This is a genomic window from Micromonospora sp. LOL_023 (assembly GCF_048060115.1).
GTDB lineage: Bacteria > Actinomycetota > Actinomycetes > Mycobacteriales > Micromonosporaceae > Micromonospora_E.
This window is the reverse complement of sequence record NZ_JBHMIM010000034.1, coordinates 1-25,678: the sequence shown is the minus strand read 5'-3', so window position 1 is coordinate 25,678 and position 25,678 is coordinate 1. Positions and strand designations below refer to the sequence as shown.

General features: G+C 68.5%; 29 protein-coding genes and 2 pseudogenes. 13 read left to right on the top strand and 18 right to left on the bottom strand.

All coding sequences use genetic code 11. From position 1 onward, the window contains the following. The first annotated feature begins 90 nt into the window (after positions 1-90). Entirely contained in the window at positions 91-591 is a 501-nt protein-coding gene (locus ACFHVL_RS18830) for an Lrp/AsnC family transcriptional regulator (protein WP_416629447.1), read from the top strand. On the opposite strand, the gene ACFHVL_RS18825 is transcribed toward ACFHVL_RS18830, so the two are convergent. Next, positions 575-1,561 carry a DUF5937 family protein gene (locus tag ACFHVL_RS18825; protein ID WP_416629445.1) on the bottom strand — a complete coding sequence of 329 codons (987 nt, stop codon included), beginning with the start codon at positions 1,559-1,561 and terminating at the stop codon, positions 575-577. The two genes, ACFHVL_RS18830 and ACFHVL_RS18825, sit on opposite strands and share 17 nt — an antisense overlap. 98 nt (positions 1,562-1,659) lie before the next feature. Between ACFHVL_RS18825 and ACFHVL_RS18820 the strand changes: the two genes are divergently transcribed. From ACFHVL_RS18820 to ACFHVL_RS18810, 3 genes are all read left to right on the top strand, one after another. Beyond that, positions 1,660-2,883, top strand: coding sequence for an MFS transporter (locus ACFHVL_RS18820; RefSeq protein WP_416629443.1), 1,224 nt, complete (start codon positions 1,660-1,662; stop codon positions 2,881-2,883). A gap of 57 nt (positions 2,884-2,940) precedes the next feature. Next, entirely contained in the window at positions 2,941-4,353 is a 1,413-nt protein-coding gene (locus tag ACFHVL_RS18815) for a PQQ-binding-like beta-propeller repeat protein (RefSeq protein ID WP_416629442.1), read from the top strand. A 135-nt stretch (positions 4,354-4,488) separates the two neighbouring features. Continuing rightward, positions 4,489-6,171 (top strand): fumarate hydratase, encoded by a 1,683-nt coding sequence (locus tag ACFHVL_RS18810; protein ID WP_416629440.1) that lies wholly within the window; start codon positions 4,489-4,491, stop codon positions 6,169-6,171. A gap of 102 nt (positions 6,172-6,273) precedes the next feature. Here the strand turns inward: ACFHVL_RS18810 and ACFHVL_RS18805 are convergent, their stop codons facing one another. The 3 genes from ACFHVL_RS18805 to ACFHVL_RS18795 form a co-directional block, all read right to left on the bottom strand. Beyond that, positions 6,274-7,734 carry an alkaline phosphatase PhoX gene (locus ACFHVL_RS18805; RefSeq protein WP_416629439.1) on the bottom strand — a complete coding sequence of 487 codons (1,461 nt, stop codon included), beginning with the start codon at positions 7,732-7,734 and terminating at the stop codon, positions 6,274-6,276. Positions 7,735-7,964: 230 nt separating this feature from the next. Then, positions 7,965-9,392, bottom strand: coding sequence for a rifampin monooxygenase (gene rox, locus ACFHVL_RS18800; protein ID WP_416629437.1), 1,428 nt, complete (start codon positions 9,390-9,392; stop codon positions 7,965-7,967). A 303-nt stretch (positions 9,393-9,695) separates the two neighbouring features. Next, positions 9,696-10,535 carry a LysR family transcriptional regulator gene (locus ACFHVL_RS18795; RefSeq protein ID WP_416629510.1) on the bottom strand — a complete coding sequence of 280 codons (840 nt, stop codon included), beginning with the start codon at positions 10,533-10,535 and terminating at the stop codon, positions 9,696-9,698. 102 nt (positions 10,536-10,637) lie between these two features. Here ACFHVL_RS18795 and ACFHVL_RS18790 point away from each other — a divergent pair, with 102 nt between their 5' ends. Continuing rightward, positions 10,638-11,372: an SDR family oxidoreductase gene (locus tag ACFHVL_RS18790; RefSeq protein WP_416629436.1), complete on the top strand. Its 735-nt coding sequence runs from the start codon at positions 10,638-10,640 to the stop codon at positions 11,370-11,372. A gap of 236 nt (positions 11,373-11,608) precedes the next feature. Here ACFHVL_RS18790 and ACFHVL_RS18785 read toward each other — a convergent pair. From ACFHVL_RS18785 to ACFHVL_RS18775, 3 genes and pseudogenes are all read right to left on the bottom strand, one after another. Then, positions 11,609-11,800, bottom strand: a pseudogene (locus ACFHVL_RS18785) (cell division protein DivIVA); the annotation flags it as partial. A gap of 933 nt (positions 11,801-12,733) precedes the next feature. Next, positions 12,734-12,991 (bottom strand): Txe/YoeB family addiction module toxin, encoded by a 258-nt coding sequence (locus tag ACFHVL_RS18780; RefSeq protein ID WP_326562447.1) that lies wholly within the window; start codon positions 12,989-12,991, stop codon positions 12,734-12,736. Beyond that, positions 12,988-13,263, bottom strand: coding sequence for a type II toxin-antitoxin system Phd/YefM family antitoxin (locus ACFHVL_RS18775; RefSeq protein WP_416629434.1), 276 nt, complete (start codon positions 13,261-13,263; stop codon positions 12,988-12,990). The genes ACFHVL_RS18780 and ACFHVL_RS18775 overlap by 4 nt, the downstream gene beginning before the upstream one ends. Before the next feature lie 334 nt (positions 13,264-13,597). On the opposite strand from ACFHVL_RS18775, the gene ACFHVL_RS18770 reads away from it, so the two are divergent. Further along, positions 13,598-14,143 (top strand): RNA polymerase sigma factor, encoded by a 546-nt coding sequence (locus ACFHVL_RS18770; RefSeq protein WP_416629432.1) that lies wholly within the window; start codon positions 13,598-13,600, stop codon positions 14,141-14,143. After that, the gene (locus tag ACFHVL_RS18765; RefSeq protein WP_416629431.1) at positions 14,143-14,865 is read left to right on the top strand and encodes a hypothetical protein; all 723 of its coding nucleotides are present in this window, start codon (positions 14,143-14,145) and stop codon (positions 14,863-14,865) included. The genes ACFHVL_RS18770 and ACFHVL_RS18765 overlap by 1 nt, the downstream gene beginning before the upstream one ends. 187 nt (positions 14,866-15,052) lie before the next feature. Here the strand turns inward: ACFHVL_RS18765 and ACFHVL_RS18760 are convergent. Both ACFHVL_RS18760 and ACFHVL_RS18755 read right to left on the bottom strand, forming a co-directional pair. Further along, a pseudogene (locus ACFHVL_RS18760) lies at positions 15,053-15,265 on the bottom strand (type II toxin-antitoxin system Y4mF family antitoxin); the annotation flags it as partial. A gap of 230 nt (positions 15,266-15,495) precedes the next feature. After that, on the bottom strand, positions 15,496-15,864 hold the full coding sequence (locus tag ACFHVL_RS18755; protein WP_416629430.1) for a hypothetical protein: 369 nt from the start codon (positions 15,862-15,864) through the stop codon (positions 15,496-15,498). A 186-nt stretch (positions 15,865-16,050) separates the two neighbouring features. On the opposite strand from ACFHVL_RS18755, the gene ACFHVL_RS18750 reads away from it, so the two are divergent. Continuing rightward, the gene (locus ACFHVL_RS18750) at positions 16,051-16,599 is read left to right on the top strand and encodes a hypothetical protein (RefSeq protein ID WP_416629429.1); all 549 of its coding nucleotides are present in this window, start codon (positions 16,051-16,053) and stop codon (positions 16,597-16,599) included. Between the two features lie 70 nt (positions 16,600-16,669). Here ACFHVL_RS18750 and ACFHVL_RS18745 read toward each other — a convergent pair whose 3' ends face one another. The 8 genes from ACFHVL_RS18745 to ACFHVL_RS18710 form a co-directional block, all read right to left on the bottom strand. Beyond that, positions 16,670-16,930, bottom strand: coding sequence for a type II toxin-antitoxin system Phd/YefM family antitoxin (locus ACFHVL_RS18745; RefSeq protein ID WP_416629427.1), 261 nt, complete (start codon positions 16,928-16,930; stop codon positions 16,670-16,672). Positions 16,931-16,950: 20 nt separating this feature from the next. After that, positions 16,951-17,082 (bottom strand): hypothetical protein, encoded by a 132-nt coding sequence (locus tag ACFHVL_RS18740; RefSeq protein ID WP_416629425.1) that lies wholly within the window; start codon positions 17,080-17,082, stop codon positions 16,951-16,953. 31 nt (positions 17,083-17,113) lie between these two features. Further along, on the bottom strand, positions 17,114-17,515 hold the full coding sequence (locus tag ACFHVL_RS18735; protein WP_416629424.1) for a barstar family protein: 402 nt from the start codon (positions 17,513-17,515) through the stop codon (positions 17,114-17,116). A 208-nt stretch (positions 17,516-17,723) separates the two neighbouring features. Then, complete coding sequence (locus ACFHVL_RS18730; RefSeq protein ID WP_416629423.1) at positions 17,724-18,581, bottom strand: hypothetical protein; 858 nt, start codon at positions 18,579-18,581, stop codon at positions 17,724-17,726. Between the two features lie 81 nt (positions 18,582-18,662). Beyond that, on the bottom strand, positions 18,663-19,532 hold the full coding sequence (locus tag ACFHVL_RS18725; RefSeq protein ID WP_416629422.1) for a barstar family protein: 870 nt from the start codon (positions 19,530-19,532) through the stop codon (positions 18,663-18,665). Positions 19,533-19,747: 215 nt separating this feature from the next. Continuing rightward, positions 19,748-20,824, bottom strand: coding sequence for a DUF6183 family protein (locus ACFHVL_RS18720; protein WP_416629421.1), 1,077 nt, complete (start codon positions 20,822-20,824; stop codon positions 19,748-19,750). A gap of 46 nt (positions 20,825-20,870) precedes the next feature. Further along, on the bottom strand, positions 20,871-21,431 hold the full coding sequence (locus ACFHVL_RS18715; protein WP_416629419.1) for a hypothetical protein: 561 nt from the start codon (positions 21,429-21,431) through the stop codon (positions 20,871-20,873). A 196-nt stretch (positions 21,432-21,627) separates the two neighbouring features. Beyond that, entirely contained in the window at positions 21,628-22,248 is a 621-nt protein-coding gene (locus ACFHVL_RS18710) for a hypothetical protein (protein WP_416629418.1), read from the bottom strand. A gap of 183 nt (positions 22,249-22,431) precedes the next feature. Between ACFHVL_RS18710 and pglX the strand changes: the two genes are divergently transcribed. The 5 genes from pglX (at position 22,432) to ACFHVL_RS18685 (ending at position 25,321) form a co-directional block, all read left to right on the top strand. Then, a complete protein-coding gene (gene pglX / locus ACFHVL_RS18705) occupies positions 22,432-23,361 on the top strand; it encodes a BREX-2 system adenine-specific DNA-methyltransferase PglX (RefSeq protein WP_416629416.1) in 930 nt (309 codons plus the stop codon). 84 nt (positions 23,362-23,445) lie between these two features. Next, entirely contained in the window at positions 23,446-23,703 is a 258-nt protein-coding gene (locus tag ACFHVL_RS18700) for a hypothetical protein (RefSeq protein WP_416629415.1), read from the top strand. Continuing rightward, positions 23,703-24,329 carry a hypothetical protein gene (locus ACFHVL_RS18695; RefSeq protein ID WP_416629414.1) on the top strand — a complete coding sequence of 209 codons (627 nt, stop codon included), beginning with the start codon at positions 23,703-23,705 and terminating at the stop codon, positions 24,327-24,329. Before ACFHVL_RS18700 ends, ACFHVL_RS18695 begins: the two co-directional genes overlap by 1 nt. Before the next feature lie 3 nt (positions 24,330-24,332). Next, positions 24,333-24,761: a hypothetical protein gene (locus ACFHVL_RS18690; RefSeq protein WP_416629412.1), complete on the top strand. Its 429-nt coding sequence runs from the start codon at positions 24,333-24,335 to the stop codon at positions 24,759-24,761. 185 nt (positions 24,762-24,946) lie between these two features. Then, entirely contained in the window at positions 24,947-25,321 is a 375-nt protein-coding gene (locus tag ACFHVL_RS18685) for a hypothetical protein (protein WP_416629411.1), read from the top strand. Between the two features lie 71 nt (positions 25,322-25,392). On the opposite strand, the gene ACFHVL_RS18680 is transcribed toward ACFHVL_RS18685, so the two are convergent. Then, the coding region (locus ACFHVL_RS18680; protein ID WP_416629410.1) for a hypothetical protein at positions 25,393-25,678 on the bottom strand (286 nt) is incomplete at its 5' end.

Below are 25,678 nucleotides of genomic sequence, written 5' to 3'. Positions count from 1 at the left end.
CCGGTAACGGCAGGATGGGCGATTCATCCCCACTGGGCAACTGCCTCGCCGATGGCTGGGCAGGCTGACCACTCGGTAGGGTCCAGACCCATGGACACTGAACAGAATGTCCAGCTCGATCAGCTGGACGCTGAGCTGATCGCCCTACTCACCACCGAGCCGCGGATCGGGGTGCTGGAGTGTTCCCGGCGGCTGCGGGTGGCCCGGGGCACCGTGCAGGCCAGGCTGGACAAGCTGGTCGGTCGGGGGGTGATCAACGGCTTCGCCCCGCAGGTGTCACCGGCCGCGATCGGTTTCGTGGTGACGTCCTTCGTCACCCTGGAGATCGGGCAGCGGCACGGGTACGACCCGGTCGCCGCACATCTGCGCGGCATCCCGGAGGTGCTGGAGGCGCACACCATCAGCGGCTCCGGTGATCTGATGTGCCGGATCGTGGCCAGGTCCAACAGCGATCTGCAGCGGGTACTGGACCAGATCCTGGCGTACGACGGGATTCGTCGGGCGTCGACGATCATCGCGCTGGCCGAGCAGATCCCGTACCGCGTTCTGCCGTTGGTGCAGGCTGCGGCCGAGGTCACGGATCGACGCTGAGCGCGTCGCCGAGCGCGGTCCGTTCGTAGCGAACCTCGCGGCCGGTGCGTACCCTGCGGACCAGGCCGGCGTCGCGCAGCACGGCCAGCTGCCCGCCGATGGTGCCCAGTGCCAGGCCGAACTGTGCGACGAGTTGACTGGTGGTGGCTGGTACGGCCAGGGCCCGCAGCACGGCGGCCCGGGTCGGCCCGACCAGCCGGTCCAGCCCGTCGGCGGCCCGGTCGGCGGTCGGCGGGCCGAACAGTCCGGCGACGCCGCGGGCCCGGTAGCCGATCGCGTACGGCCAGGGTGGGTCCAGGTGCAGGCTCAGCGCGCCGAAGACCGTCGGCACCAGCAGCAGGCCACGCCCGCCGAGCCGGTGCCGCTCCGGGTTGAATCCGTCGACGGTGATGGCACCCGGCTCCGGCTCCCACTGCAGTCGGGCGTCGAGGTCGGCCAGTGCCGAGGACCAGCCGTAGGTGGCGAGCCGCCCGGCCCGGTAGATCACGTCGCGTTCCAGGATGGCCCGCAGCCGTGGCCAGTCCGGGGCGATCAGCGCCCGCCAGGCGGCCTGGATCGTGTCGGCGAACCGGTCGACGACGTCGTCGGCGGCGAGGAACCGCCCGGCCGCCCCGGTCGGTGGCGGGAGGCCGTCGAGGTTGCGGCCGATCTCGTCGCGCGCCCGGTCGAGCGGGGTACGCCGGACGACGGCGAGCTGGTCGGCGAAGGTCAGCCCGACTCCGTCCGGCGGAGGTTGGACGAAGTCCGCGTGGTATCCGTGCCGGGGGCGGTCGAGCGCCCGGAGCGCGGCGATGCCGGGCTGAGCGCGGCGTAACGCCTCGTAGCGGTCGCGGTGCCGGTGCACCCAGGGCAGCAGCGGCCCGGCGGTGTGGACGCCGGCGAACAGCCGCAGCGCCGCCAGCGTCTCGCCCAGCGGAGAGATCGCGAAGCGGCTGGCCGCGATGTCGCCGGAGCTCACCACGATCCGCACCCGCCACCGCCCCCGATCGTCATCTGCTCTCGGGAGAATCCTTTCGCCCTGCGCCGAAAGGTTACCGCCGGCCAGGTCCTCGCCGGCATGCTTCGGCGGTGACCACCAGTGCCTCGCCGGCCGAGCGGGCCACCTTCCGGGACCTGTTCGCGGTGGCCGAGTTCCGGGTGATTTTCGCCAGCTTCGGCATCTTCATGATCGGCGAGACGGTGAAGATGCTGGCGCTGTCCGTACTCGTCTATGAACGCACCGGGTCGCCGCTGCTGGCCGCGCTGGCGTACGTCGCAGGGTTCCTGCCCAGCGTGATCGGCGGGATGTTCCTGCTGGCGTACGCCGACCGTTGGCGTCCCCGGGCGGTGATGGTCGGCTACGACCTCATCCGGGTGGTGACGGTGGCGGTGCTGGCGCTCGGGGTGCTGTCGCCCGGTGGCGCGTTGGCGTTGGTGTTCGTCGTCGGGCTGGCGTCACCGGTGGCGTCGGCCGCCCGTACCGCGCTGCTGCCGGACCTGCTGGCCGGCGATCGGTACGTGCTGGGCCGGGCGTTGTTCACCATCACCGCCGGCGCGACCCAAGTCCTCGGGTTCGCCGTCGGTGGCGCGTTGATCGGCCTGCTGGGCGCGTACGGCGCGCTCTGGATCACGGCGGTGACCTGCCTGACCTCGGCGACGTTGATCCGGTTCGGATTGACCGACCGGCCGCCCCGGGTGGTCGGTGCCGCCGTCACCGGTGGCGCGGTGCGCGAAACCTGGCGGGTGAACCGGCAACTGCTGGCCGACCGGCCGGTGCGCGGGCTGCTGCTGGCCAACTGGCTGCCCGGTTCGCTGCTGGTCGGCGCGGAGGGGGTGGTGGTGCCGTACACCGGCGGTGCGGGCGCCGGGGTGCTGTTCATGGCGGGTGCCGCCGGGATGCTCCTCGGTGACCTGGTGGTGGGGCGGTGGGTGGCGCCGGCCCGCCGGGAGGCGTTGGCTCCGTGGCTGGCGCTGCTGCTCGGGTTGCCGATGCTGGCCTTCGTGACCGATCTCGGGCTGGTGGTGGCGGCGGTGCTGTTCGGGGCGGCGACGTTCGGGTTCTCGTACCATCTGGGGTTGGCCCGGCGGTTCCTGGAGGCGGTGCCGGCGCAGCGCCGCGGCCAGGCGTTCGGCCTGTCCCACATGGGGATGATGACCGGGCAGGGGTTGGCGGCGGGGGCGGCCGGGGCGGCGGCCGAGTGGGTGGCGCCAGGGCTGGTGATGGCCGGGTTCGGTGCGCTGTCGATGGTGGCCACGCTGCTGCTGTGGCGACAACTCCGGGTACCGCGCATGAATGTCCCCCGACACGCCTAAACGCCGCAATTCGGGCGGCAGGCGGATCGGTTCGCCGCCGCCCGCTACGGTGGCCCGATGGCGAAGGGGAGCGCGCCGTGCGTGAAGTGCTACCTGGCCTTCGCGCTGATCGTGGTCATCGTGCTCGCCGCCACCAACGTCTGGAACCCGTTCCCCGGCCTGTGGGATTGGGTCAACCGCAGCCAGCCGCTGTCCGAGCCGGACGTCACCTGGCAGCAACGGATCGGCGGAACTCCGCAGAGTGTCACCATCACCGAGCGCGCGGTCGTCATCGAGCACCGACTCAAGGTCGAAGGGCGCAGCATCACCTCCGGAAACCAGGTCTGGGAGCGCGAGGCCGACTGGGCGGCGGTGGCCGGTGAGGGCGCCGACCAGGTCGTCGCCACCGGGGAGCTGCTCATCGACGGCTACCAGGTGCTCAACCCGGCGACCGGTGCCGTGCTGCGTACCGACGACGCGGCCGTCGCCGTCTGGACCTACCGCAACGCCCTGCTCGACGTACGCTGCGCCGGCCCGCGTGACTGCACGCTGACCGCCTGGGATCCGCGCGGCAAATCTCCACGGTGGACATCCCAGCTCCCCGGCATGGGGTTCGTGCTCTTCGCCGACAATCCGCAGCTGCTCACCGCCCGGCCGTTGACCGCCCGGGACGTCGCCGACGACGCCGGCGGGCCGCAGACCCTGCCGGCTGTGCTCGGCTTCCCGATCGACGGCAAGATCTACGTCGTCGAGACCCTCAGCGGCCGGGTCCTGCAGGAGCTGGAGGAGGAGCGGCACGAACGCATCGTGGCCTTCGCCGGGCGGACCTTCAGCCTGGTCGCCACGCCGCGCGACGGTGCCTGCTACTACACCGCCCAGGCCGAAGACCCGGTGACCGGCCTGCAGGTCTGGCAGCGCACTGGGATCAACCTGCGGACCGCCGACCGGGTCGGTTGCGCCCAGCGGCAGAACCCGACCGGCGGCCCCAACGTCCTCGCCGGCACCGCCCCCGACATGCGGGAAACGGTGATCGACGCCCACGACGGACGGGTGCTGTGGACCAGCGTCGCCGGGCAGGAGCTGCGGGCCGTCGACGACCGGTACGTCCTGGCCCGTTCCGCCGACGGCGGGATCCTCCAGGCGTACGCCCTGCCGACGCCGAGCCCGCGCTGGACCCGCCCGATGCATCCGGACGCCCAGCTGGCGCTGACCCGGCACGCGGCGCTGGTCGTCGACCGTAAACCGGACCGGCTTCTCGCCGTCGACCCGGCCACCGGCGCCGAGTTGGCCAACCTGCGTACTTCGGCGGAGGTGCTGGCCGTCGGACCGCGCGGCATGGTCATCGGCGACGGCCGGGAGATCGGCTACGTGCGGTTCGCGCGTGCCGCCGGGTCACCTCCGGCCACCGAACCGGCCGATCCCGGCACCCCCTACCCCGGCCCGACCTGTGGCGGCGTCAAGCAGGCCGAGTGCCCCGCCGCCCCCGGCTGACCCCACCCCCTCTTCCCCGACGATCTTGCACTTATCGAGAGCATTTGTCGATAATGTCCCTCGATAAGTGCAAGATCGTCAGGATCTTGGATGGGGTTGGGAGCAGCGGCCCGGTCTGGCCTAGGCTTGCCGGTCATGAGCAGTGCCGCCCCGTTCTCCCACACCCCGCTGCTACCGACCGGCGACGACCTGACGGAATACCGCCTGATCAGCGACGAAGGCGTCGACGTGGTGCACGGGCCCGGTGGCCGCCGGTTCCTCACCATCGACCCGGCGGTGCTGACCGCGCTGACCGCCGAAGCGATGCATGACATCGCTCACTATCTCCGGCCGGCGCACCTGGCTCAGCTGCGGGCGATCCTCGACGACCCGCAGGCGTCGCCGAACGACCGGTTCGTCGCGCTCGACCTGCTGCGCAACGCCAACATCGCGGCCGGCGGCGTGCTGCCGATGTGCCAGGACACCGGCACCGCCATCGTGATGGGCAAGCGCGGCCGGCACGTGCTCACCGACGGCACCGACCACGAGGCGATCGCCAAGGGCGTCTACCAGGCGTACACCAAGCTCAACCTGCGCTACTCGCAACTCGCGCCGATCACCATGTGGGAGGAGCGCAACACCGGGAGCAACCTGCCGGCCCAGATCGAGCTGTACGCCGAGGACCCGGGTGGCCAACCCGACGCGTACAAGTTCCTGTTCATGGCCAAGGGCGGCGGCTCGGCCAACAAGTCGTACCTGTACCAGGAGACCAAGGCGCTGCTGAACCCGACCAGGATGATGCAGTTCCTGGAGGAGAAGCTGCGGCTGATCGGCACCTCAGCCTGTCCGCCGTACCACCTGGCGGTCGTCGTCGGCGGTACGTCGGCTGAGTTCGCGCTCAAGACCGCCAAGTACGCCAGCGCCAAGTACCTGGACAACCTGCCGACCAGCGGCAGCATCGGCGCACACGGCTTCCGCGACGTCGAGCTGGAGGCGCAGGTCCTCGAACTGACCCGGCAGTTCGGCATCGGCGCGCAGTTTGGCGGGCGCTACTTCTGCCACGACGTACGGGTGGTCCGGCTGCCCCGCCACGGCGCCTCCTGCCCGGTGGCGATCGCCGTCTCCTGCTCCGCCGACCGACAGGCCGTCGCCAAGATCACCCCGTCCGGGGTGTGGTTGGAGAAGCTGGAGACCGACCCGGCCCGCTTCCTGCCCGACGTCACCGACGAAACCCTCGCCGCCGATGCGTCCGCCGACGCCGACGTGGTCCGGATCGACCTGAACCGGCCGATGGCCGAAATCCGCGCCGAACTGTCGAAGTACCCGGTGAAGACCCGGCTGTCGCTGACCGGCCCGCTGGTCGTCGCCCGCGACATCGCGCACGCGAAGATCGCCGAGCGGCTGGACGCCGGTGAGCCGATGCCGCAGTACCTGCGCGACCACGCCGTCTACTACGCCGGCCCGGCCAAGACCCCCGAGGGATACGCGTCCGGCTCGTTCGGCCCGACCACCGCCGGGCGAATGGACGCGTACGTGGAGAAGTTCCAGGCCGCCGGCGGCTCGCACATCATGCTGGCCAAGGGCAACCGGTCCGCGCAGGTCACCCGCTCCTGCGGTACGCACGGCGGCTTCTACCTCGGCTCGATCGGCGGCCCGGCGGCCCGGCTGGCGCAGGACTGCATCCGGCACGTGGAGGTCCTCGAATACCCGGAGCTGGGTATGGAAGCCATCTGGAAGATCGAGGTGGCGGACTTCCCGGCGTTCATCGTCGTCGACGACAAGGGCAACGACTTCTACGCCGAGGTCACCAAACCTGTTCTCACCGTCGGCCGCCGCTGACCACCCGGTGCACGCCCTGGGCCGGACCTGCTCGGTCCGGCCCAGCCGTACTGTCGATCGGGTCAGCCGTACTGTCGATCGGGTCAGCCCAGGTCGATCGGGTCAGCCCAGGTACTTCTCCCACGGGCCGGTGATGGCCAGGGTGAGGCCGGGGTCCTGCATGTTGACGAAGAGCACCTTGCCGTCGTCGGTGAAGACCGGACCGCAGAACTCCGAGTCGTTGAGCTGGTTGCGGGCGATCGCGTAGGTGGGCCCGCCCGGGACCGAGCTGAGCACGTGGGACGCGCCCGAGCCGTCCTCGGCCAGCACCAGGCTGCCCCACGGGGTGACGGTCACGTTGTCCGGCCCGTCGAAGGTCAGATCGCTGTACTTCGGCGGCGTACCCTCCTCCGACGAGGTCTGGTGCGGGAAGTACGTGACCAACTGGATGGTCTCGGCCCGGTAGTCGTAGAACCAGACCATGCCGTCGTGCGGGGCGGCGTCCGCCGGCAGGTCACCGCCCTCCCAGGCGTACGAGTTGACCACGTACACGCCCTGGTCGGTGCCCCACACGCCCTCGAACTTGCGGCCCCGGGTGACCTGATCGTCGGTGAACTGCTCCCGTACCGGTCCGGTCTGCGCGTCGCGCTCCGGCACCTCGATCCACCGGACGGGGAACGGGCGGCCCAGCTGCGCGGAGGTCAGGTAGGCGACGTCCGGCAGCACCGAACCGTCGTCCATGATGATCTGCATCGCGGCGAGGGTGCCGGCGTCCGGGGCGAGCCGGGTCAGCACGCCGGGGCCGAGCTTCACGCCGCGCGGCGCGGTCCACCGGTAGAACAGACCGTTCGGCTCGTCGGCGTCCTCGGACAGGTAGATCCTGGTGCGGTCGGTGTCGACCGCCAACGCCTCGTGGGCGTACCGGCCCAGGCATTTGATCGGCGTCGGGTCGGCGCTGCCGTCGGCCCAGACCTCGAAGACGTAGCCGTGGTCCTTCTGGTACGTGCCGGTACGGCCGTCCTCGTCCCACTCGTCACCGGCCCGGTCGTCGGTCTCCTCGCAGGTCAGCCAGGTCCCCCACGGGGTCGGCCCGCCCGCGCAGTTGTCGACGGTGCCGGAGATGGCGACGAACTCGCCGAGGTTGCGGCCCGCCCGGTCGGTCCTGATCACCGTGCAGCCGCCGGCGTCGACCGCGCCCGGGTCGTAGACAGTGCCGGCGACGTGCGGTACGCCGAATTCGGCCCCCGGGCCGAGTTCGTGGTTCTGGATCAGGGTGTACCGGCCGCGTCCGGTGTCGAAGACGGCCATCCCGTCGTGCTCGGCCGGGGTCAGGCCCTGGCCGCGGTCGAGCCGGGTGACGCCGGTGCGGGTGACCACGGTGTAGCGGAAGCCCGCGGGCAGGGCGAGGATGCCGGCCGGGTCGTCCACCAGCGGCGGGAACGGTACGTGGCCGCCGCCCTTCGGCGGGTGGCTCCGGCCGGGGTGGGCCTGGGCCAGCGACGGGAGGCCACCGGCGACGGCGAGGCCGACGCCGGCCGCGCCGGCGGCACCACCGGCGAGGAAGGTACGACGAGAGGTAGGCACGTCGATCGACTCCTGTTCACATCGAAGGTGTTGACGTGACGCAACTCCGGCGAACCGACTGCCACCCATCGAGCCGGTTATGATTCGGCGATATCGATCTAAACAGCCGGGGTCGCCCTCGGGTCTGTCGTCGGTCAGGGTTCGGGCTCCGGCTTCATGCGTCGAGCAGGTTGAACCGGTCGAGCCGGTTGAACCGGTCGAGCCGGTCGAACGGCTGGTCGTGGCCGCCGTCAACCGGCGGTGGGCCCGAACCAGCGGGTCAGCCGGTCGTGCAGCTCCTGCTGATCGTCGCCGACCCACGCCACGTGCCCGTCCGGGCGCAGCAGCAGCGCCGGCACCGCCAACTCGTCGCTGACGTCGACGACGTGGTCGACCCGGTCCGCCCAGCCGGTCACCGACAGCCCACCGGTCTGATCGAGCAGCAGCCCACGCCCCCGATGCGTCAGCCCGTACAGCCGGCCGCGCTGGAGCCCGACGTCGCGCAACCGGCGGCCGAGCAGTGCGTGGCCCGGACCGAAGTCGTAGCGGACCGAGACCGCGGTGATCTTCTCGACGAGGTGCCGGTTGACCTCCTCGAAGTCCATCAGCTCCGCCAGTAGCCGCCGCACCGCCCGCGGGCCCGGTTCCAGCGACATCAGCTCCGTCTGGGCCCGGGTGTTGTCCAGCACGTCCGCCGCGACCGGCCGCCGCTCGGCCTGGTACGTGTCCAGCAGATCAGTCGGCGCCCATCCGGCGAGCTGCGCGGCCAGCTTCCAACCCAGGTTGAATGCATCCTGGACGCCGAGGTTGAGGCCCTGCCCGCCCAGCGGCGGATGCACGTGCGCCGCGTCGCCGGCCAGCAGCACCCGGCCGACCCGGTACCGCTCGGCGAGACGGGTCGCGTCACCGAAGCGGGACAGCCAACGCGGCGAGTGCACCCCGAAGTCGGTCCCGGCGGTCGTCCGCAGTTGCTGCCGGAACTCCTCAAGCGTCGGTGGGACGGCCCGGTCGCCCGCCACACCCGCCGCCGGTACGACGACGCGGTACAGCCCGTCGCCGACCGGCCCGGCCCCGAACCGCAGCTGGGTCCGGCGTACCCGCGTCATCACGGCGGTCACCTCGTCGGGTGGCGCGGTCAGCTCCATCACGCCCAGCAGCGTTTCGACCCTGGCGGGCTCGCCGGGGAAGTCGACGCCGAGCAGCTTGCGTACGGTGCTGCGGCCGCCGTCGCAGCCCACCAGGTAGCGGGAACGCAGCCGGGTGCCGTCGGCGAGTTCGGCGGTCACCCCGTCGTCGTCCTGGGCGAGCCCGATCAGTTCATGTCCGCGCCGGATCTGCGCACCGGCCGCCGCCGCATGCTCGGCGAGCAGCCGGTCGGTGACCGGCTGCGCGATGCCGAGAATGTAGTCGTGCGTGGTGTCCATCGTGGTCGGCCACGCTTTTGCGATTCCGGCGAAGTAGCCGCCGATCTGGAATTTCTGCCCGTACGCGAGGAACCGCTCCAGCAGGCCGCGCTGGTCGAGCACTTCGATGCTGCGTACGTGCAGGCCGAGCGAGCGGACCACTTCGGTCGGCTCCACGTCCCGCTCCACCACGACCACCTGTACGTCGTGCAGCCGCAGCTCGGCGGCGAGCATCAGGCCGGTCGGTCCGCCGCCCACGATGATCACGTCGTTCATGAATTCCCCGTCCGGTTGCTCGCATTCGCACCCGTCGACAATGAATGCCTCGGGTTGCAAAGACCTGATTCGCCAGATGCACTGGCTCCGGCTGGAGATTCTGCGGCAGACCCGGGGTCTTGTGGCAAGACCCCGGGTGCGATATACGTTAAGAGTGGCGGGAAGTGAGCGTGTGGCGATCGGGGCTACTCACCCCTGACGTCCGGTCGAACCGCTGGATCAGCAGTCAGCAGTCCGGAGTCGAGGAAGAACACTCCGTTCTCCACCAGCCGGGAAACTCCGCCGGTTGAGCTTTGTGGATGGTCACAGCCGGGTCGCGGTGCGGACGAGGCCGGCGACGGCCCGGGACCGGTTGTCCGGCAGCCAGGCGAGCACGGTGGTGACGTGCGGGGCGTCGGTGACCGGCACGGCGGTGTGCGCGCCCCACAGCCACGACCGGGACGAGGCGCAGAGCACGGCCATCGTGTGGCCGAGGGCGATCAGCTGGGCCAGCTGCGACTGATCGTGGATCTCCGGTCCGGGTCCGGGTTCGTACGTACCGTCGGGGCGCGGCCAGCGGGCGACCGGCAGGCCCGGCACGTCGCCGATCTCGGCCATGGTCAACGCCGTACGCATGGTGAGTGGATGCCCGGCCGGCAGGATCGCAACCTGCTGCTCGGTCAGCAGGTCTTCGGTGTCGAAGCCGGCGAGCGAGTCGAACGGCCGCTGCATGAGCGCGGCGTCGGCGCGGCCGTCGCGCAGCATCCGTGCCTGGTCGCCCATGCCGCACAGCAGCACGTCGATCTCGGCGGCGCCCGGCTCGGCGGCGTGCGCGTCGAGCAGCTTCTGTAGCAGTTCGTGGCCGGCGCCGGCCTTGGTGACCAGGGTCAGCCGGTTCACGCCGGCAGCGGCGCGGCGGGTACGCCGGGCGGCAGCCGCGGTGGCGTCCAGGATGGCGCGGGCCTCGTCGAGCAGCACCTGACCGGCGTCGGTGAGGGCCACCCCCCGGCGGTCACGGTCGAGCAGGGTGACGCCGAGCCGGCGTTCCAGCTGGGCGATCGCCCGGGACAGCGGCGGCTGGGCGATGCCGAGCCGTTCGGCCGCCCGGCTGAAGTGCAATTCCTCGGCGACGGTGACGAAGTACCGCAGCTCACGGGTCTCCAGCGTCTCCACGCCGACAACGATACGCCGGTGATACCCACCGGGTATGACAGTGGCACCCAAGCGGTGTAACGCCGGCACCCGCTACCGCGCCACCATCGCCCCATGACCGAAACGAAGACCGCGCTGATCACCGGCGCGAACAAGGGACTGGGCTACGAGATCGCCGCCGGGTTGGGCGCGAAGGGCTACCGGGTGGCGGTGGGAGCGCGCGACGCGGCCCGCGGTGAGGCGGCAGTCAAGGCGCTGTACGCCGCCGGCGTCGACGCGTTCGCCGTACCGCTGGACGTCACCGACGACCACAGCGTCACCGAAGCCGCGCGTCTGATCGACCGCCGGGGCGGCGGCCTGGACGTCCTGGTCAACAACGCCGGTATCTCCGGCGAGACCGGTCCGGGGTGGGACCAGGACCCCACCACCCTCGACCTCGACGCCGTACGGGAAGTCGTCGAGACCAACGTGTTCGGCGTGATCCGGGTGACCAACGCGATGCTGCCGCTGCTGCGCCGGTCGGCGTCGCCGCGCATCGTCAACATCTCCAGCAGCGTCGGGTCGCTGACCTGGCAGTCGGACCCGGAGATCAACGTCGGCCCGATCATGGCGGCCTACTCGCCGACGAAGACGTACCTCAACGCGATCACCGTGCACTACGTGCGGCAACTCGCCGACACCAACATCCTGATCAACACGGCCTGCCCGGGACTGGTCGCCACCGACTTCACCGGCGGGGTCGGGCGTCCGGTCCAGGAGGCCGCCGCCACCCCGATCCGGCTGGCCATGCTGCCCGACGGCGGCCCGACCGGCACGTTCGTCAACGACGACGGCGTCATCGCCTGGTGACATTCGGCCCGAGCGGTGGACCGACGCGGCAGGGGCGGCCTCCGCGATGTCGAGGGTGACCCTTGACATCGGTCGGCCCACGCAGGTCAGGACGTAGCCGTCGGCCTGCCGCCCTGGGGTGAGGCAGTTCGGCTCGTTCTTGGGAGCCCACGGGCGCGAGCGCGCCATGGCAGGGTTGTCGGTCAGTTCGGCATGCTCGACGTCGACGACTGAGAGGGCGGCGTCGATGTCCGATTCCGTTCGGCGCGGGTGATCCCAGCTGCCTGCTCGTGCGCCCGGTCCAGGATGGCCTCCGCCTCCCGCCGGGCGGCGGTCAGGATCTTGTCGGCCTCCCGCTTCGCCTCGGTGCGGTGATCGTCGGCCTGCTCCTCGGCGAGCCGGAGAACCTGCTCGACCCGGGTGCCCAGGCCGGCCAGGCCGGGCCGGTCCGCTCGACCTGTGTGCGCACGTCGCGGCCGACTGCGTCGGCGACGCGCGGAGTCTGCCGATCCCACCGCCGCCGCCCCGTCGCCGGCCACCCCAACGTCCTCGTCATGGTCGTCCGGCTGGTCAACGTTCGCTGCCGTACCGACCAGGTGGAGCGCGAGACCGAGCGCGGTGACGGCGATGCCGGACCAGAGAGTGGCCGAACCCAGCGACGGACCGACCATTACTCCGACGCCGAGCCCGAAGAGCACAGATGCAGTCTTCGCCGGTTTGCGCACGGAACCTCCTCCCTGGAGCGTGGTAACAGGTTGGCCGTCTGCCGCAAGCATGGCGAGCGAAGTCAACCCGGCGGTAGCCACCATGGCTTTGGGTGGCGGCGTCGGGACCGCGAAGTGCTATGCCAACTCGGGCCCGGTCGCGGTGAACATCCACGGCGTCCACCCGGGTGTCTTCGGGCGCCAACAAGGTAGCCGTGAACTACGAGGCTGGCGGCCGGTGCAACACCGTGACCATGAGCAAGGGCAAGCCGACCGGATTCAAGAACGTTCAGGTGTACGAGCTGCGCATCTGGTGACGGCGGTGTGGCTCGACCGGCGTCAGCCCGGTCGAGCCACGGCCGGGGACCCTCGGTGGAGCGGGCCGCAGGTCACATGCGGATGATGATTTTGCCCTTGGCGCGGCCCTGTCCGAGGTTGGGCGAAGCTCTCGGCGATCTGCTCGAACGGGAAGACCCGGTAAGTCACCGCCCGCAGCGTGCCCTGGTCGACCAGGCCGGCGGCTCGGCGTACCGCCGGTCGCGGTGGCCACGGACGAGTACGTCGAGGTCGGTTCCGCTGGGACGCATCCCCCGGCTCCGGTCGAGCGTGTCACGGTGGGCCGGAGGCAGCACCTTCGGTGGCCACACGACCGATGCTCCTGATTTTCAGTCCAGTCCGCTACCGGTCAACGTAGTGGTAGCGGCAGGCGACGATCTCGACGTCGTCCTTGCTGATCCGATACACCAGTCGATGTTCGCGATCGATCCGGCGGGACCAGAAGCCGGACAGCTCCCCCCGAAGGGGCTCCGGCTTGCCGATGCCCTCGTATCCGTTGCGCATCACGTCCGCGATGAGGTCATTGATGCGCTTGACCAACTTCCGGTCTGTATGGCTGAGATACTGGCTCCACGCCGTCGCGGTGAAGACCAGCCTCATGCGACGTCCCGCACAGTGGCCGGGTCGATCAGATCCCTCTCGGCCACGTCGCCCTTTTCAAGCTCCGCCATCGATCGGCGCAGAGCGGCGGCGTTGCTCGGGCTGCGTAGGAGGTACTCGGTTTCCTTCATCGACTCGTACTCCGCGAGCGGCACGATCACCACGGGATCGTGGCCTGACCGGGTCACCACCACTTCCTCCGCGTCGTTGATCACGCTGTCGAGTTCGGCGGCCAGGTTCTGCCGAAGCTGGGTGAAGTTCACGGTCCGCATGATCACCTCCGGGGTAAGTACAGAAAATTGTACCTCACGTGGGCTGTTCGGCCAGGTTCGCACGGAAGATCAACAAAGTGGGTCGCCTGAGACTCGAACCCCGAACGTTCTGATCCCAGGAGGTCGAGAAGGAAGCGCGTCCCCGGCCGCGCAGGCGGAGAGCGGACGCGCTAGCAGTCGGACGCGCTAGCCAGTTGAGCCAACGACCCCAGAGGTTGATCATCGCACCGATCGGGTCGATCCGGCCACCTGGTATCGGGGGCTCCGCCCAGCGCCGGTCGACACCAGCCCCGGCCAAGGTAACCCCGACGGCGGAGGCGGAAACAGACCAGGCATGGAAGACGACCGGACAAGATTCGCGGAACTGTTCCGGCGGCACTACGGCCCGGTCATGTGGTACGCGGCCCGCCGGGTCGGCCGGGAACGCGCCCCCGACATCGTCAGCGAGGCGTTCCTGGTGGCCTGGCGACGCCTGCCGGACGTGCCGGTCACCGACCCGCTGCCCTGGCTGTACGCCACCACCCGGCACCTGATCGGCAACGAGATCCGGGGCCGGGACCGGCAGGCGAGGCTGACGTCCCGGTTGGGCGCGGTCGTCGAGACGGTCGCGGCCGACCACGCCGATGCCGTCGTCGACCAGGTACGGGTACACCGAGCGTTGGCGCAACTGTCCGAAGCAGACCAGGAGGCGCTGCGGTTGGCCACCTGGGAAGGGCTCGACGCCACTGCCGCCGCCACGGTCCTGGGGTGCAGTCGTACCGCGTACAAGGTGCGGTTGTTTCGGGCCCGGCGGCGGCTGGCCGCCGCGTTGGAACCGGCACCGACCAGGAGGCCGGCGGACGCCGCGCTCTCCCCGCTGGCAAACGAAGGAGGATCGTGATGGAGACCGACCGACTGATACGGGATGCGGATCCCGTCGCCGACTGGCGGGTGGACGCGGAATCGCCTCAGGCCACAGCGATGCTGGCCGGCATCCTCGCGCAGCCCCGGTCCGACACCGTCGAACGGCCCGGCTTGGCGGCGGTACGGAGACAGCCCGGCGCTGTGCGTCGAATGCGGCACCGGCGGCTGGCGGTCGGCGGGGTTGCCGCTGCAGCTGTGGCGGTGGCCCTCGCGGCGTCGACGATCTGGATCGACGGCCCCGGCGGTGCCACCCCCGCGTACGCGGTGACCACGAACCCCGACGGTTCGGTGGAACTGATCGTGGAGTGGGACCGGCTCAATGATCCAGCTGGTCTCGCCGCCGACCTGCGCCAAGCCGGCGTACCAACCGAGCTGCGCTACGCCGAGCAAGCTCGCCCTGTGCCGTTCTGCGACCCCGCAGAGACGGAGCGAACGGGCGAAGGCGTGAACCAGATGAGTCCCAACGGGCAGCCGGTCTCCACTGACGGGTACGTCATCCGGCCGGCGCTGTTCCCCGATGACAGCATCCTGGCCATCTCGCACTACTCAGACACGGCGACCCAGATGACCTACACGATGTTCTATCTTGCGCCAACCGACGGCACCTCCTGTGCCTTGTCCGGCGTGCTCGGCTCAGCCCGCTACACCGGGCCCAGCCCGCACCCGACCAGGGTCGTGTGGCCGCAGCCGGCTGAGTGACCGTGCGGCTGCGCGCCGAAGTGACGCTGACGCACGTTAAAACGCGAAAATAGCGTGCGTCAGCGTCACTTCGGTGGCTCGCTCCAGACGTCCGAGCACACGTGGTCGGGGCCAGCCATCGGAAGGTCACCATTCTCCCCCGTTCTTCCCCTGTGGTGATCTCGCGGCCCGCGCCACGGCGTAACTCCAGATGCAGGCCGAGGGTCGAGGTCACGGCGAGGACCTTGTCGAGCTGTACGGTCCGTTGGCCGTTTTCCAGGGCGTAGACGAACCGTTCGGAGACTCCGGCGAGATCAGCCAACTCGTCCTGGCGCAACCCGAGTGCGCGCCGACGCTGACGGATGGTCTCGGCGAACTCGTCGCGTTCCCGGCTGCGCTCCACAGGTTCGGCTCGTTCCATCCTTCAGCCCAGCAAACCGCACGATCGTGCGGCCCATGGGCAGTGCAGGCCCGATCGGGGCGTCAGGGCAGCGCAATCCACACGTACGTGCAGATCGCCGGCCATCGGAAGGCGATGCGGGTCAGGCGTAAGTCGTCAGCCGCGCGATACTGTAGTGCGGTTACGCGCCCTGCGGTTCGATCGCCAGCGGGGTAGTAGGCCGGTCAGGGTCCAGTCTGTGGCCTCGTTGATCAGGCTTCCGAGCGCACGTTTCCGTTGGCGTCGACGTCGATGTTCCCTTGCAAGCCGCTGCCGCAGTCTCCTCCCGGTGCATCGACCCGCTTCGCGGTGAGCACCCGGGCTTCGTTGACGATCTCCGCGCCGCCGGCGTCAACCAGGCTCAAAGTCACCTCGACCGGGCTGGACGGCAGGTTGGCGACGGAGGCGAATCCGACCCTGTCACCGGTGGCGAACGCGTCCGCCGAGCAGACCCCGTCAGATCCGCCTTCAGCGCAGCCGTTGTCGGTGACGGCCGAGCTGGGGAGGAGAGTGACCTGTCGTCTCTGACAGGAGGAATCCCAACAGATCACGAACTCGGCTGTGCTGACCTGCTCCGCCAACGGTGCGGCAATACGGACCCCGATCCCGGTCTGGACACCGACCAGTCGACACGCCTCTCCGGTCGAGGTGCTGGCGCAACCCGCCAGCGACCCCATGATCAGTACAGCGGCAACCAGAGACCTGCGCCTGCCTATTACGACTCCCATCGTTCCAATAGTGCCGCCGGGTAGTGGTACGGTGCGGGCGTGCGCGCTGTCCGGGTTGGACTGGCCATCGCCGTGCTGTTTCTGGTCGCCAGCGCGACAGCGGTGGCCGTGCCGCTGGTGCGGGCCGGCCGGTCAGCGAGCGAGCCGGATGGGCGGCCGGCCGCGACCGTCGAGCAGTTCGCCTGTGCGCAGGTGACGTCCAGCATCGATGACTACTGCCAGCGCATCCTGGAGGATCTCGGCCGGCGTACGCCGCTGACGGACGACGAACGGGTAGCGGCGCAGCCGCGCCGGCAGGCGGCGCTGGACGGCTTCGTCCGCCAGCTCGGTGCGGACTGTCCTGGGCCGCTGGAGCACTGCCGGCTCCCGGTCACGACACCGGAGGCGGTCCGGCAGGCGCTGATCGCCGCCGGCTTCAACGAACCGGTGGTACGGCCGGCCCGGTTCACCGACCCCGCCCCGGCGGGTGCGATCCTGTACGCCGTCCGGGCCGGGCACGCCTGCCTGCTCGGCTACCTTCGGTCGGAAACCGCCGCGCCACCCCTCATCGTGGGCCGCCTGCCCGACGACGCCTGCCTGTCGCACTGAGCGATCCCCCACGCCTGAAGTAGTCCACCGTCACCAGAGTGTCCAAGACCGGCGACGTCGGCGGTGCGCCTCAGGCTCCGTAGGGGTCCCGGAGGCCACCGTCCATGACGCTGTCCGGGTCAGCACGGAACCGCGCCGTATCCGTCACCGGTGCGTTCGTTGACCCGCCCGCGAACTGCTCACGGGTCACCACTCGATGCCGACGCAACGGAATCAACTCGCCGATGGGGGTGCCGTTGCGGGTGACGACAAACGACTCGCCGTGCGCGACGGCATCCATGATCTTTCCGGATCTCGCCCGGAGATCCCGTTGGGTGAGCTTCGCTGCCATGCAGGAAGACTGGCATGGCATCAGGCGCTAGTCCTCGCATCGAGAGCGACGAACGCGTCTACGGAGGCCGCGGTGTCCGTGTCTGGATCGAGCAGGAACCGTGCCACGAACGCCGGCTCGGTGATGGTGGTGTACGGATCGCCGGTGCCCATGGACGCCAATCATGGCCTACCGCCGGGGTCGTCAGCGCGTCTCGTGGAGTGCCTGGTAGACGGCCTGTCGCAGATGTACTGCCTCTTCTTCGTGGTCACAGAGCAGCAGCACGGTGAATGGGACGGACCTCCCCTCCGGTCGGCCGCCCGCGCCAGACCAGTGGCGAACTGCGTGGGCAAGGACGCGGAAGAGCGTGCGCTGATCCGGAGCACTGTCCGGCAGCAGTTGGGGTGCGTTGTCGACGATCACCAGGTAGCCGTCCGCCGGCAGCCAGTGCAGATCTCTCAGACAGTCGGACAGTGCGTCCCAGTTCCAACCGAAGTAGCTGGGGAAGAAGAAGGAATCCGAAAAGTCGTAAAAGACCTGGTTGGCATCTGTTGTCCGCGTACCGCCGAGGCGGGCCACCACGAACTTGCCGGATGCCGGTAGCACCGTGGCCAAACTCCACCAAGGAGCCACGCGAGCAGACCACGAGCGGCTCGCTGAAGCGTTGCCACGCCTCCTGCATCGTCCTGTCCACCTCGTTCGATGTTCCCCAAACCTTCTCCGTCTTGTGCACTGGTCCGCTCGGACCTTTCCAGTCTCCGGGATCCGTGACCTCCGCAAGCAATGAAGGGTTCTGGGACGGCTTGCTCGAGAGTCACGGAACGGTGTCGGCGGCCGATGGCGGTGGGAACAGTTGACGCAGCGTCGGGCCGATGGCGGCGGCCAGGGTGCCGTTGTCGCCGGAGTGCATGACCAGGTTGACCACTCCCATCGCGACGTGTCCGGTGCGGGTGTCGGCGGCTGCGGTCGCAATGTCGGGCAGTGCGAGATCGGCGAGTAGTCGCCGTACCAGGATGCCTTCGCCCCAGAACGCCTCCGTCGGGATGGGGAGCCGGCCCAGCCAGGACAGCAGGATCATCGCCCTACCGGTCGGTGAGGGCATGATGGCATCGAGTCGGTGACGCACGTCGTCGATCTGGGCCTCGGCCAGTTCGCCGGACTGCTGACCGGTGACGGTGACCAGCACGGGATGCAGGACATGAGGAACTCCGCGCTTAGTGAGGTATCGCCTGCCCGCCTCGCCGGCTGGTCGGAACTGAGGGTTTGTCTCGTGTAGGCCCAGCAGGTCGGCCAGCGGTGGCACAAAGGCGGCGAGTTGATCCGGCACACCGTGCTCGGCCAGGAACAGGTGGAGCGCCGCGGGATCCGCCACGGCATGGTCGTCACGGAACCGCGACCGCTCCCAGCTGACGGAGCCGTGCCCGTGGATCCCGGCGCTGGCGAGCACCTGACCTCCGGCGGCGCGGAGCACGATGGTCGGCCCACCGTGACAACGACAGATGCCGCCGGGGAAGCGGCCTTTGGTCGTCAAGACGCGTGCCGCGTCGACCGCTGCCTGGTCCGACAGCTCAGCCAGGATCGTACGGTCGCGAAGAGGACCGCCGTCCTCACCGCCCTCGACAACCTGCACCATGTGCGTTCGGGACCAGACATCGTCAAGCCACTCAATCATCTGCCCTCCTGCCGGCGATCGGTTCGGCCACTCAGTCGAACCAGTTGAACAGCAGAGCACTCCATCTGGTTCCTGCGCGGGTCACTGCAGATGGACGTGGATCCCGTCCTCGGCGAGCCAGTGCAGGAGTTGCCCGAATGCCGGGCCGCCGGCTGCGGCGGGCGGGGTCAGGTGTTCCTGAGCCACAGCCGAATGCCGCCAGACCAGCTTGAATGGCCAGGCAGCTCCCCAGCCACCTCGTGTGCAGTCGTGTAGCGCGTCGGCGTTCGAGCCGAAGTAGCCGCCGGGCCCGTTGACCGCCTCACCGATGGCGCAGTAGAAGCCTTCGACGTCGGTGACGTTCCGCCCGTCGAGCTCGTAGGTGGTGCCGGCCGGCTTGTCGGCGGCGTCGTGCCGCTGGTGGGCAAGCGCCGCCATGGTCCACTGGCGACGGACAGTGCGGTCGCAGCCCACCCAGTTGCCTGGTTCGGCCGGACGCCCTGCGCGCCAGAGTTCCCAGATCTGGCGTGCCCCGCGCGGCATCGGGCCAGCTATGGCGGTGTCCAGGGTGACATCGACCAGGCCGCTGCCCAGGGCCGACGGGCGAACCGCAGCCACCGCACCTTCGACATGTACGCCGACCACCGGTGTCGCGCTGCCGTCGTTGGCCACGCTGGCGATGGAGGCACGGATTCGGCGGCGCCACGCCGCACCGCCAGGGTCGCCGGTCCCGCGATCCAGCGCGTCGAGTGCGCGTCGCAGAGCCGGCGCGGGATCGCATCCGATCAGCACCGTCGGCCGTACCGCTGACAACACGTGCTGCACGTCCTCGAAGAGCCCGTCGATGTCGACACAGGCGGCGATGGCTTTGTCTGGACCGTCCGCGTCGTCGTCGACCAGCAGCCAACGGAGCGGCACCGGGCGCACCGAGGTCAGCAGCGAGTCTTCCTTGCTCCATCCGCCATGAGGCATTCCACGACCGTACCGGCAGGCAGCCTGGCGGCCGTCTGCCGAAGCAGCGCCACAAGCCGTCCGGGCTGCTGAAGTTCACCTCGTGGGGGGTCTTCTTACCGCCGTTGACTGGGCAGCAGGGCATCGACGCCGATCGCGCGTCCCCAGCTCACCGTTGACCAGATGCATCAAATCCTCGCCGGCTCAACCGGGGCTGATCAGTGCTCGTCGGTGGATCAGTCGGTGTCGGTGGCAGCCTGTACCGCCAGCCGCCGCCGGTCCGGTGACACCACCGCCAGACCGATATTCCAGGCGACGTTGTCGAACCATCCGGGGCCCCCGGCGAACGAATACCACGAGCAGCGATGCGCCAGCGCTTCGACGTCACCGGCCGGTGCGTCGTGCGCAGCGCCGACCAGCGCCGCAACCGATTGCCACGCCAACAGTCTTCCGTACGCTCCGTACTCGCCGCGGTTGTACGCGCCGCCGGTCGAGGCTGCCGAGAACAACTGCCGCCACGCCTGCGGCGGCGAGCATGTGCCGAGCCCGGTCGTCATGCCCTGGGTGCACTCCAGGTCGATGCTCAGCAGCGCATCGCCGACGGCGTCCGGCGGGAGGTCTTCGTCGAACGCGAACGTCCGTGCCTCGATACGGCCGTTGGATCCCTCAGCCCAGTTGTCGACCGCCGCGCTCAGCGCGGCCGTCTCGTCGGACGCGGTCGTCTCCCGCCAACGAGGAACAGGACCGTGCCCGTGCACGGGCTCCGCCGCCATGACCGGTAGGTCATGGCTGCCCCGACCGAGGTGGTACCTAGGACGGCTGGGGTGCCCTTTGATCGGCGTCAACGACAACGGCAGCCAGCCGAGCGGATGATGGCGCCAGTGCGGCGAGACAACCCACCGGTGGTGCACCTCGGCACCACGCAACACCAGTTCCTGCAGCAGGCAGGCCCGCAGCTCCTCCGACCTACCCGTATCGAACACGCCGCCCAGGTCTGCGACGGAATGGGCCGAAGCGAGCAGCGACGCGGCGTACCGGACCTGGCGACGGTCCTGGACGACGGAGATCAACCGAACGGCCTGGTCGGTCGCCCCCGGCGTCTGAGTCAGCAGCCTCAGCGTCCGATCGAAAACGTTGCGATACTGCCAAGGCGTTGTCGGATCGCCCCCGTACCTGCGCCACGCCGCGATGCCGAGGTCCGTGACGAAGCGCGCGTCGCCGGCCTGGAGACGCTGCTCGGCGAGCTCCCAAATCCCCGTCACTTCGCCCAGCTCGGCGAGGCCGGCAACGATGCTCCGGGGATCGTCATCCACGCCGAGGACTCTAACCAGCATTCACCCCCTGGGCGACACCGTCTGGTCAGCCGTCGACGGCCAGGAACTGGCGGCGCCCCCGCAGGTAGGGCTCGACATCCGTGACCCGGCGAAGCCGTACCCCCGATGGATACATGCCGCGCGCCCGGAGCACGATCTGGTAGCCGTCAATCCTGGTCCCGGCGATCCAGCCACCAGGATGCCGCCAGAGCTGGAAGGCGCGCGGCTGGTCATCGACGTGGATGACGACCGGCTCTGGCGACGCCGCCTGCAGCTCCGCCTCGATCCGCCGGAAGGCCGCCTCGTCCCGAGGCGGTTCGGTGCCATACCGTTGCTCCCGCCGGGTCTCGAGCACGACATCTCCTGTGGTGGGCGAGCCCACCAGTACATCGACGTACGGCTCCGAGCCGGTGGGCGATCCGTGCCCCAGCCCGGCCAACTCCAAGTGGTCGTCCCACCTGGCCCAGCGGCTGATCAACCGGAGCCCGCCCCACGCATCGAGCCCGTAGAGGGGCAGAACGTGGGCGGTGGCCCGGATGGCCGCTTCCTGATCGTCCGCCCGTACCCTCATCTCCTCCGGACCGAGCCGGGCCGGTTCTTCCCGCATCGCGTTCCTCCGAATGTCCGGTGCGCGAACCCTCTTCCGCTCACGCTATCATGCTCGCCATTTTGGAACCGCCTGCTGCCCGGTCGTATTCGTCACCTGACGAATACGACCGGGTAGATTCACTTCACACAGACGGGTCAGTCACAACATTTCTCCGCCGACCGGAAATCGTGGCAACCGGATCGCAAACCGAGACTCAGGTGATCTGCTCGGTTGTCGACGGACCGAGCGAGAAGCAGATCGTACCGTCCGTCAGGATGACGTAGGAATAATAGGGAACTCCTGCGGTTGCCAGGCTGGGCGTGAGGCTGAGGATTCTCGCCGGGGCGCTCCAGACCGAAGTTCCGACCGGAGCGTCGTAGCCAGTCTGTTGGCTGCTGCCCCCAGCGTCGGTGATGTTGACGCGCCAGTTGATGTCCCAGATTCCCGGCCAGTCGAGCCGGACCGTAAACCCGGTTCCCAGGTCGGCGTTGCCGCCGCCCATCGCCAACAGTCGGACCCAGGACAGGCCACAGTTGCCGTCTTCGGCGTCGTAGCCCTGGGTGCCGACCGTGCCGACCGGCGGCAGTACCGCACCGGTTGGTGCGACCCGCCCGGCCCGTACGCTCTCTGCCAGATCGTGGCGTACTGAGGTGCGCGACCCGTCGGGGAGGGTGACCACCTCGTAGCCATTGCTGGCTGCGACCTTGACATCGAAACCGCCGACTACCAATCCCTTGGCGGTGCTTACGGAAGTGTCGCCCGGAACGGCTGCATTCGCCAGGGCCCCAGGTGCCGCCACCGTTCCGGCCACGAGTAGCGCGAACGCGATGGCCATCAATCCGAGACGGCGCTTTGTTGAACGCCAGATGCTGGTGCGAACAAGATTTTGCATGGTCCCCGTTCCCTGTGTCGGTAACAGAAATTCACCCGGCCAGGTCTCTACACACTAACATCGATGCCGTCCATATTGTCCTAACTATAACTTTAGTGGCAAAAATGCTTGATCGCGATCAGTGCAATGTCACTTGAGGTGGAGACGGGCTGGTTAGTGCGGCACGATTCCGTACCGGTGGACAAGCCGAACCCCGACTGGCCTGCGGATTACCGCGACCTGGTGGAAAGACGGATGTCTGCCACGGCCGGAAACCGGCACCTGCAGCTGATCGAGCGTCCGGAGTGCAAGCGTCGGTGGAAGACCGATGGCTGGGCCAAGATGCAGGCGGATGCGTTGCGGGACTGGCTGCTGGAGCGGTTGGAGGCCCCCGAGCTGTGGGGCGGCACGCCGGAGCCGCTGTCGGTGGCGCAGCTCGCCGACCGGGTGGCCGGCGACGCCGACTTCCAGCAGGTGTTGGCGCTGCTGCCGGAGTACGAGGGGATGAGCCTGGTCGTCGCACTCGACAAGTTGCTCGCGACCGAGCATGTGCCGTTCCTGCCGAAGCAGCGCTACAAGCCGTCCGGGCTGCGTAAGCGGGTGTTGTGGGAGCAGACCTGGGAGAAGCAGCGGCGTGAGGACGCTGGGGAGTCGGTGGAGATCGACGTGCCGCCGAAGTACACGTCGGCGGACTTCGTCCGGCCGTCGTACGCGAAGGCGCGGGGCAAGCTCGATGTGCCGAAGGAGCGCTTCATCTCGTACCCGGAGATGGGCCGCGACACCGATTCCAGCCTGCTGCTCGGCTGGGCGGGGTGGGACCACCTGGCGCAGGCGCAGGCGTTGGCCACGGTGTACGTGAATCGGCGCAGCCAGGAGGCGTGGGAAGCGCACCGCCTGCTGCCGCTGCTCGCCGGTCTGCTGGAGCTGGAGCCGTGGCTACACCAGTGGTACGCCGCCGAACGCCCCGGCTACCCCGGCTCGCCGGCACAGTTCTACACCGATTTCATCAACACCGAGCTGTCCACCCTCAGTTCGGACCGCACCGCCCTGTCCCTGCTCCGCGGCCTCCCCGAGTAGGACCCGACATCGTCCGACCCTGTTGGACGGTGCCAGCGTTCGATAGGTTCGGCTTGTAGCGGGAGGGCGATGGATCGGTGGCCGATGAGCGTTGACGATGTGAAGCGCACGGTCGAGCTGGGCAACGAGGCAGTCCGACAGGGGTGCCAGATCCTTGAACAGGCACTCGCTGAGGCTGAGGAAGCGGGTGCCCTGGCGCGGGCCACGATGCATGACAGCACCCACGACGAGGTGGAGAAGGCAAAGGCGAAGCTGGACTCGTTGGAGCGTGAGGTCGAGCTGGCGATCCGGCGGTTCGAGGCTGCGGTGCAGAACGCGAACGAGTACGTGGCCAAGCTCTGATGTCCGGGACCCTCGGCGACGTCGTGGCACGGCTTTACGCTGCCAGGGAGCGGCTGCTTGCCGCAGCCGTGACCGCCAACCGCGCGCAAGCCGACGCCGACCAAGCGGCGACTCACTACGCGGAGGCTGCTCAGGGAAGCGACGATCAGCTGATCAAGACGGCGATCGCCGAGGTAAAGATCGCTGGCGCGAAAGCCGACCGGGTCGCTGGGATCCTGAACGACATCTGTGAGCACATCGTCGAGTACGTGAATGACATTGCTCCGGGTGTAGCGCCTGCTGCTGACCCCAAAATTGATGTCTCCGGCGAGCGCCTTGTGGCAGAGGCTGAGGGAAGTGGAAGCAGAGCCGATCGATTCGCGCGTCGCTTCGTGCAGAAGTCAGACTCCGCTGAGGAGCATCTGCAGAACGCCGAAAAGACGATGCAGACCGGGAAGGAAATTCTGGATCTGTTCAAGATCAAGCCGGGTTCGGAGAGTGCGACGACGATAGCCCCGGAGTCGCTTCCTGCCGATCGTCCGGCTGTGGACAACCCTGTGACTGCAGTAATCATGGCTGCGGGTGCCACCGCGTTGGTGGGTCGCGAGATGTGGAAGAAATACAAGAAACGCCGTGAAGGGAAGTAGATAATGAAGATCGAGCCAGGCCTGGTCGAATATTTTCGCACCATGCTCAGGGGTGACTACGTCGAGAATGATCGCCTAGAGGCTCAGTTGAACACCAAGGGTTGGGGCGACTTCTCGACTCTGCTGGGGATTGTCTTCTACTATGCAGTCAACCATCGCCTATCGGAACGTGCTAGTGAAGCCGACATCGTGCAATTCGTTGCGGAGCTGCGCACAGCTGCTCCGGTGGATCCGCGTGAGATCGATGCCAATGCTGCGGAACGCCTGGTGAAGGCGGCACTCGACCCCGATGTCGAGTCTGACTTCGATCCTGAGATGGCAGGCAAGATCCAGAGCCTCACCATCATGCATGTGCTCGGCGAGGGCCGGGCTAGCGGGGACGAGATTGATGCCATCCTCGTCAGCGCGGTCGAAACCGCGAACCGACTCTGATGACTGACTCGCAGTCCAGTAAAGCCTTTAGATTTCTTCGATCACAAGTTCTGCTATCGAAATTGGTTGTAGTTTTCTGTGCGGCATCTGTCATTGCTGCCTGTGATTCGGTGCCTAACGTGGCTCCGAGTCAAAGTGCCAACTCTACAGTGCGGTCAGGGCGAAGCGCTGCTGCGTCAGTCAAGATGGCTGAGTACGTCAAATTTGTCGACGAGGCAAATGTGCAGGATTCGTCCACTCTCGTTCGCGCGGCTGCCCAACCGATCACCGTGAACCAGGAATCTTCCGAGCAGGCGGATATCATTCGTGATGAGGACAGTAGCCGGTGGCCGCCCGGCAACTACCGGTTGGTGGTCTACTGCGCGGGATCGGGGACGCTGCGTGGCCACCTTGGGATTGGTGACGATTTGAGAGTCGAAGCGTTTCCTCCCTGTTCCGTCGATGGCACGACCGGTGTAGTAGATCTCCGTGTCGCCGAGCAAACCTCGGACTTGAAAGTGATCATCTCGTCTGCTGGACCGGTGGAGGCGGCTATCGCATATCAGTTGCAGCGACAGTAACTTGCGCGGCGAAACATAGTACACTGTGGAGTTTATTGTTCAGGTACAGGTGCCACTCAAATTCACCTGCTTCAAAGAATCTCGGCGTCCCCCTCAAGCTTCGTAGTGCTCGGGGGGTGGGCTTCGTGGAGCAGGCCTTCGGCTTCCAGGAGGAAAGCATCAAGTTGTTCCTCGGTCGATTGGGCGTCCTCGACGAGCCTGAACAGTAGCTTGGCCTGGATTTCTGCCATCTCGCCGATGTCGAGTTTGTCTACGGTTTCTTCGGTGCCTGCGAGGTCCAAGCCGAGAGGGCCATTCAAAACCTGATCGACACCCGTAGAGGTGACGGTGGGTGATGTTCGTGGGTGGCCGGCACCG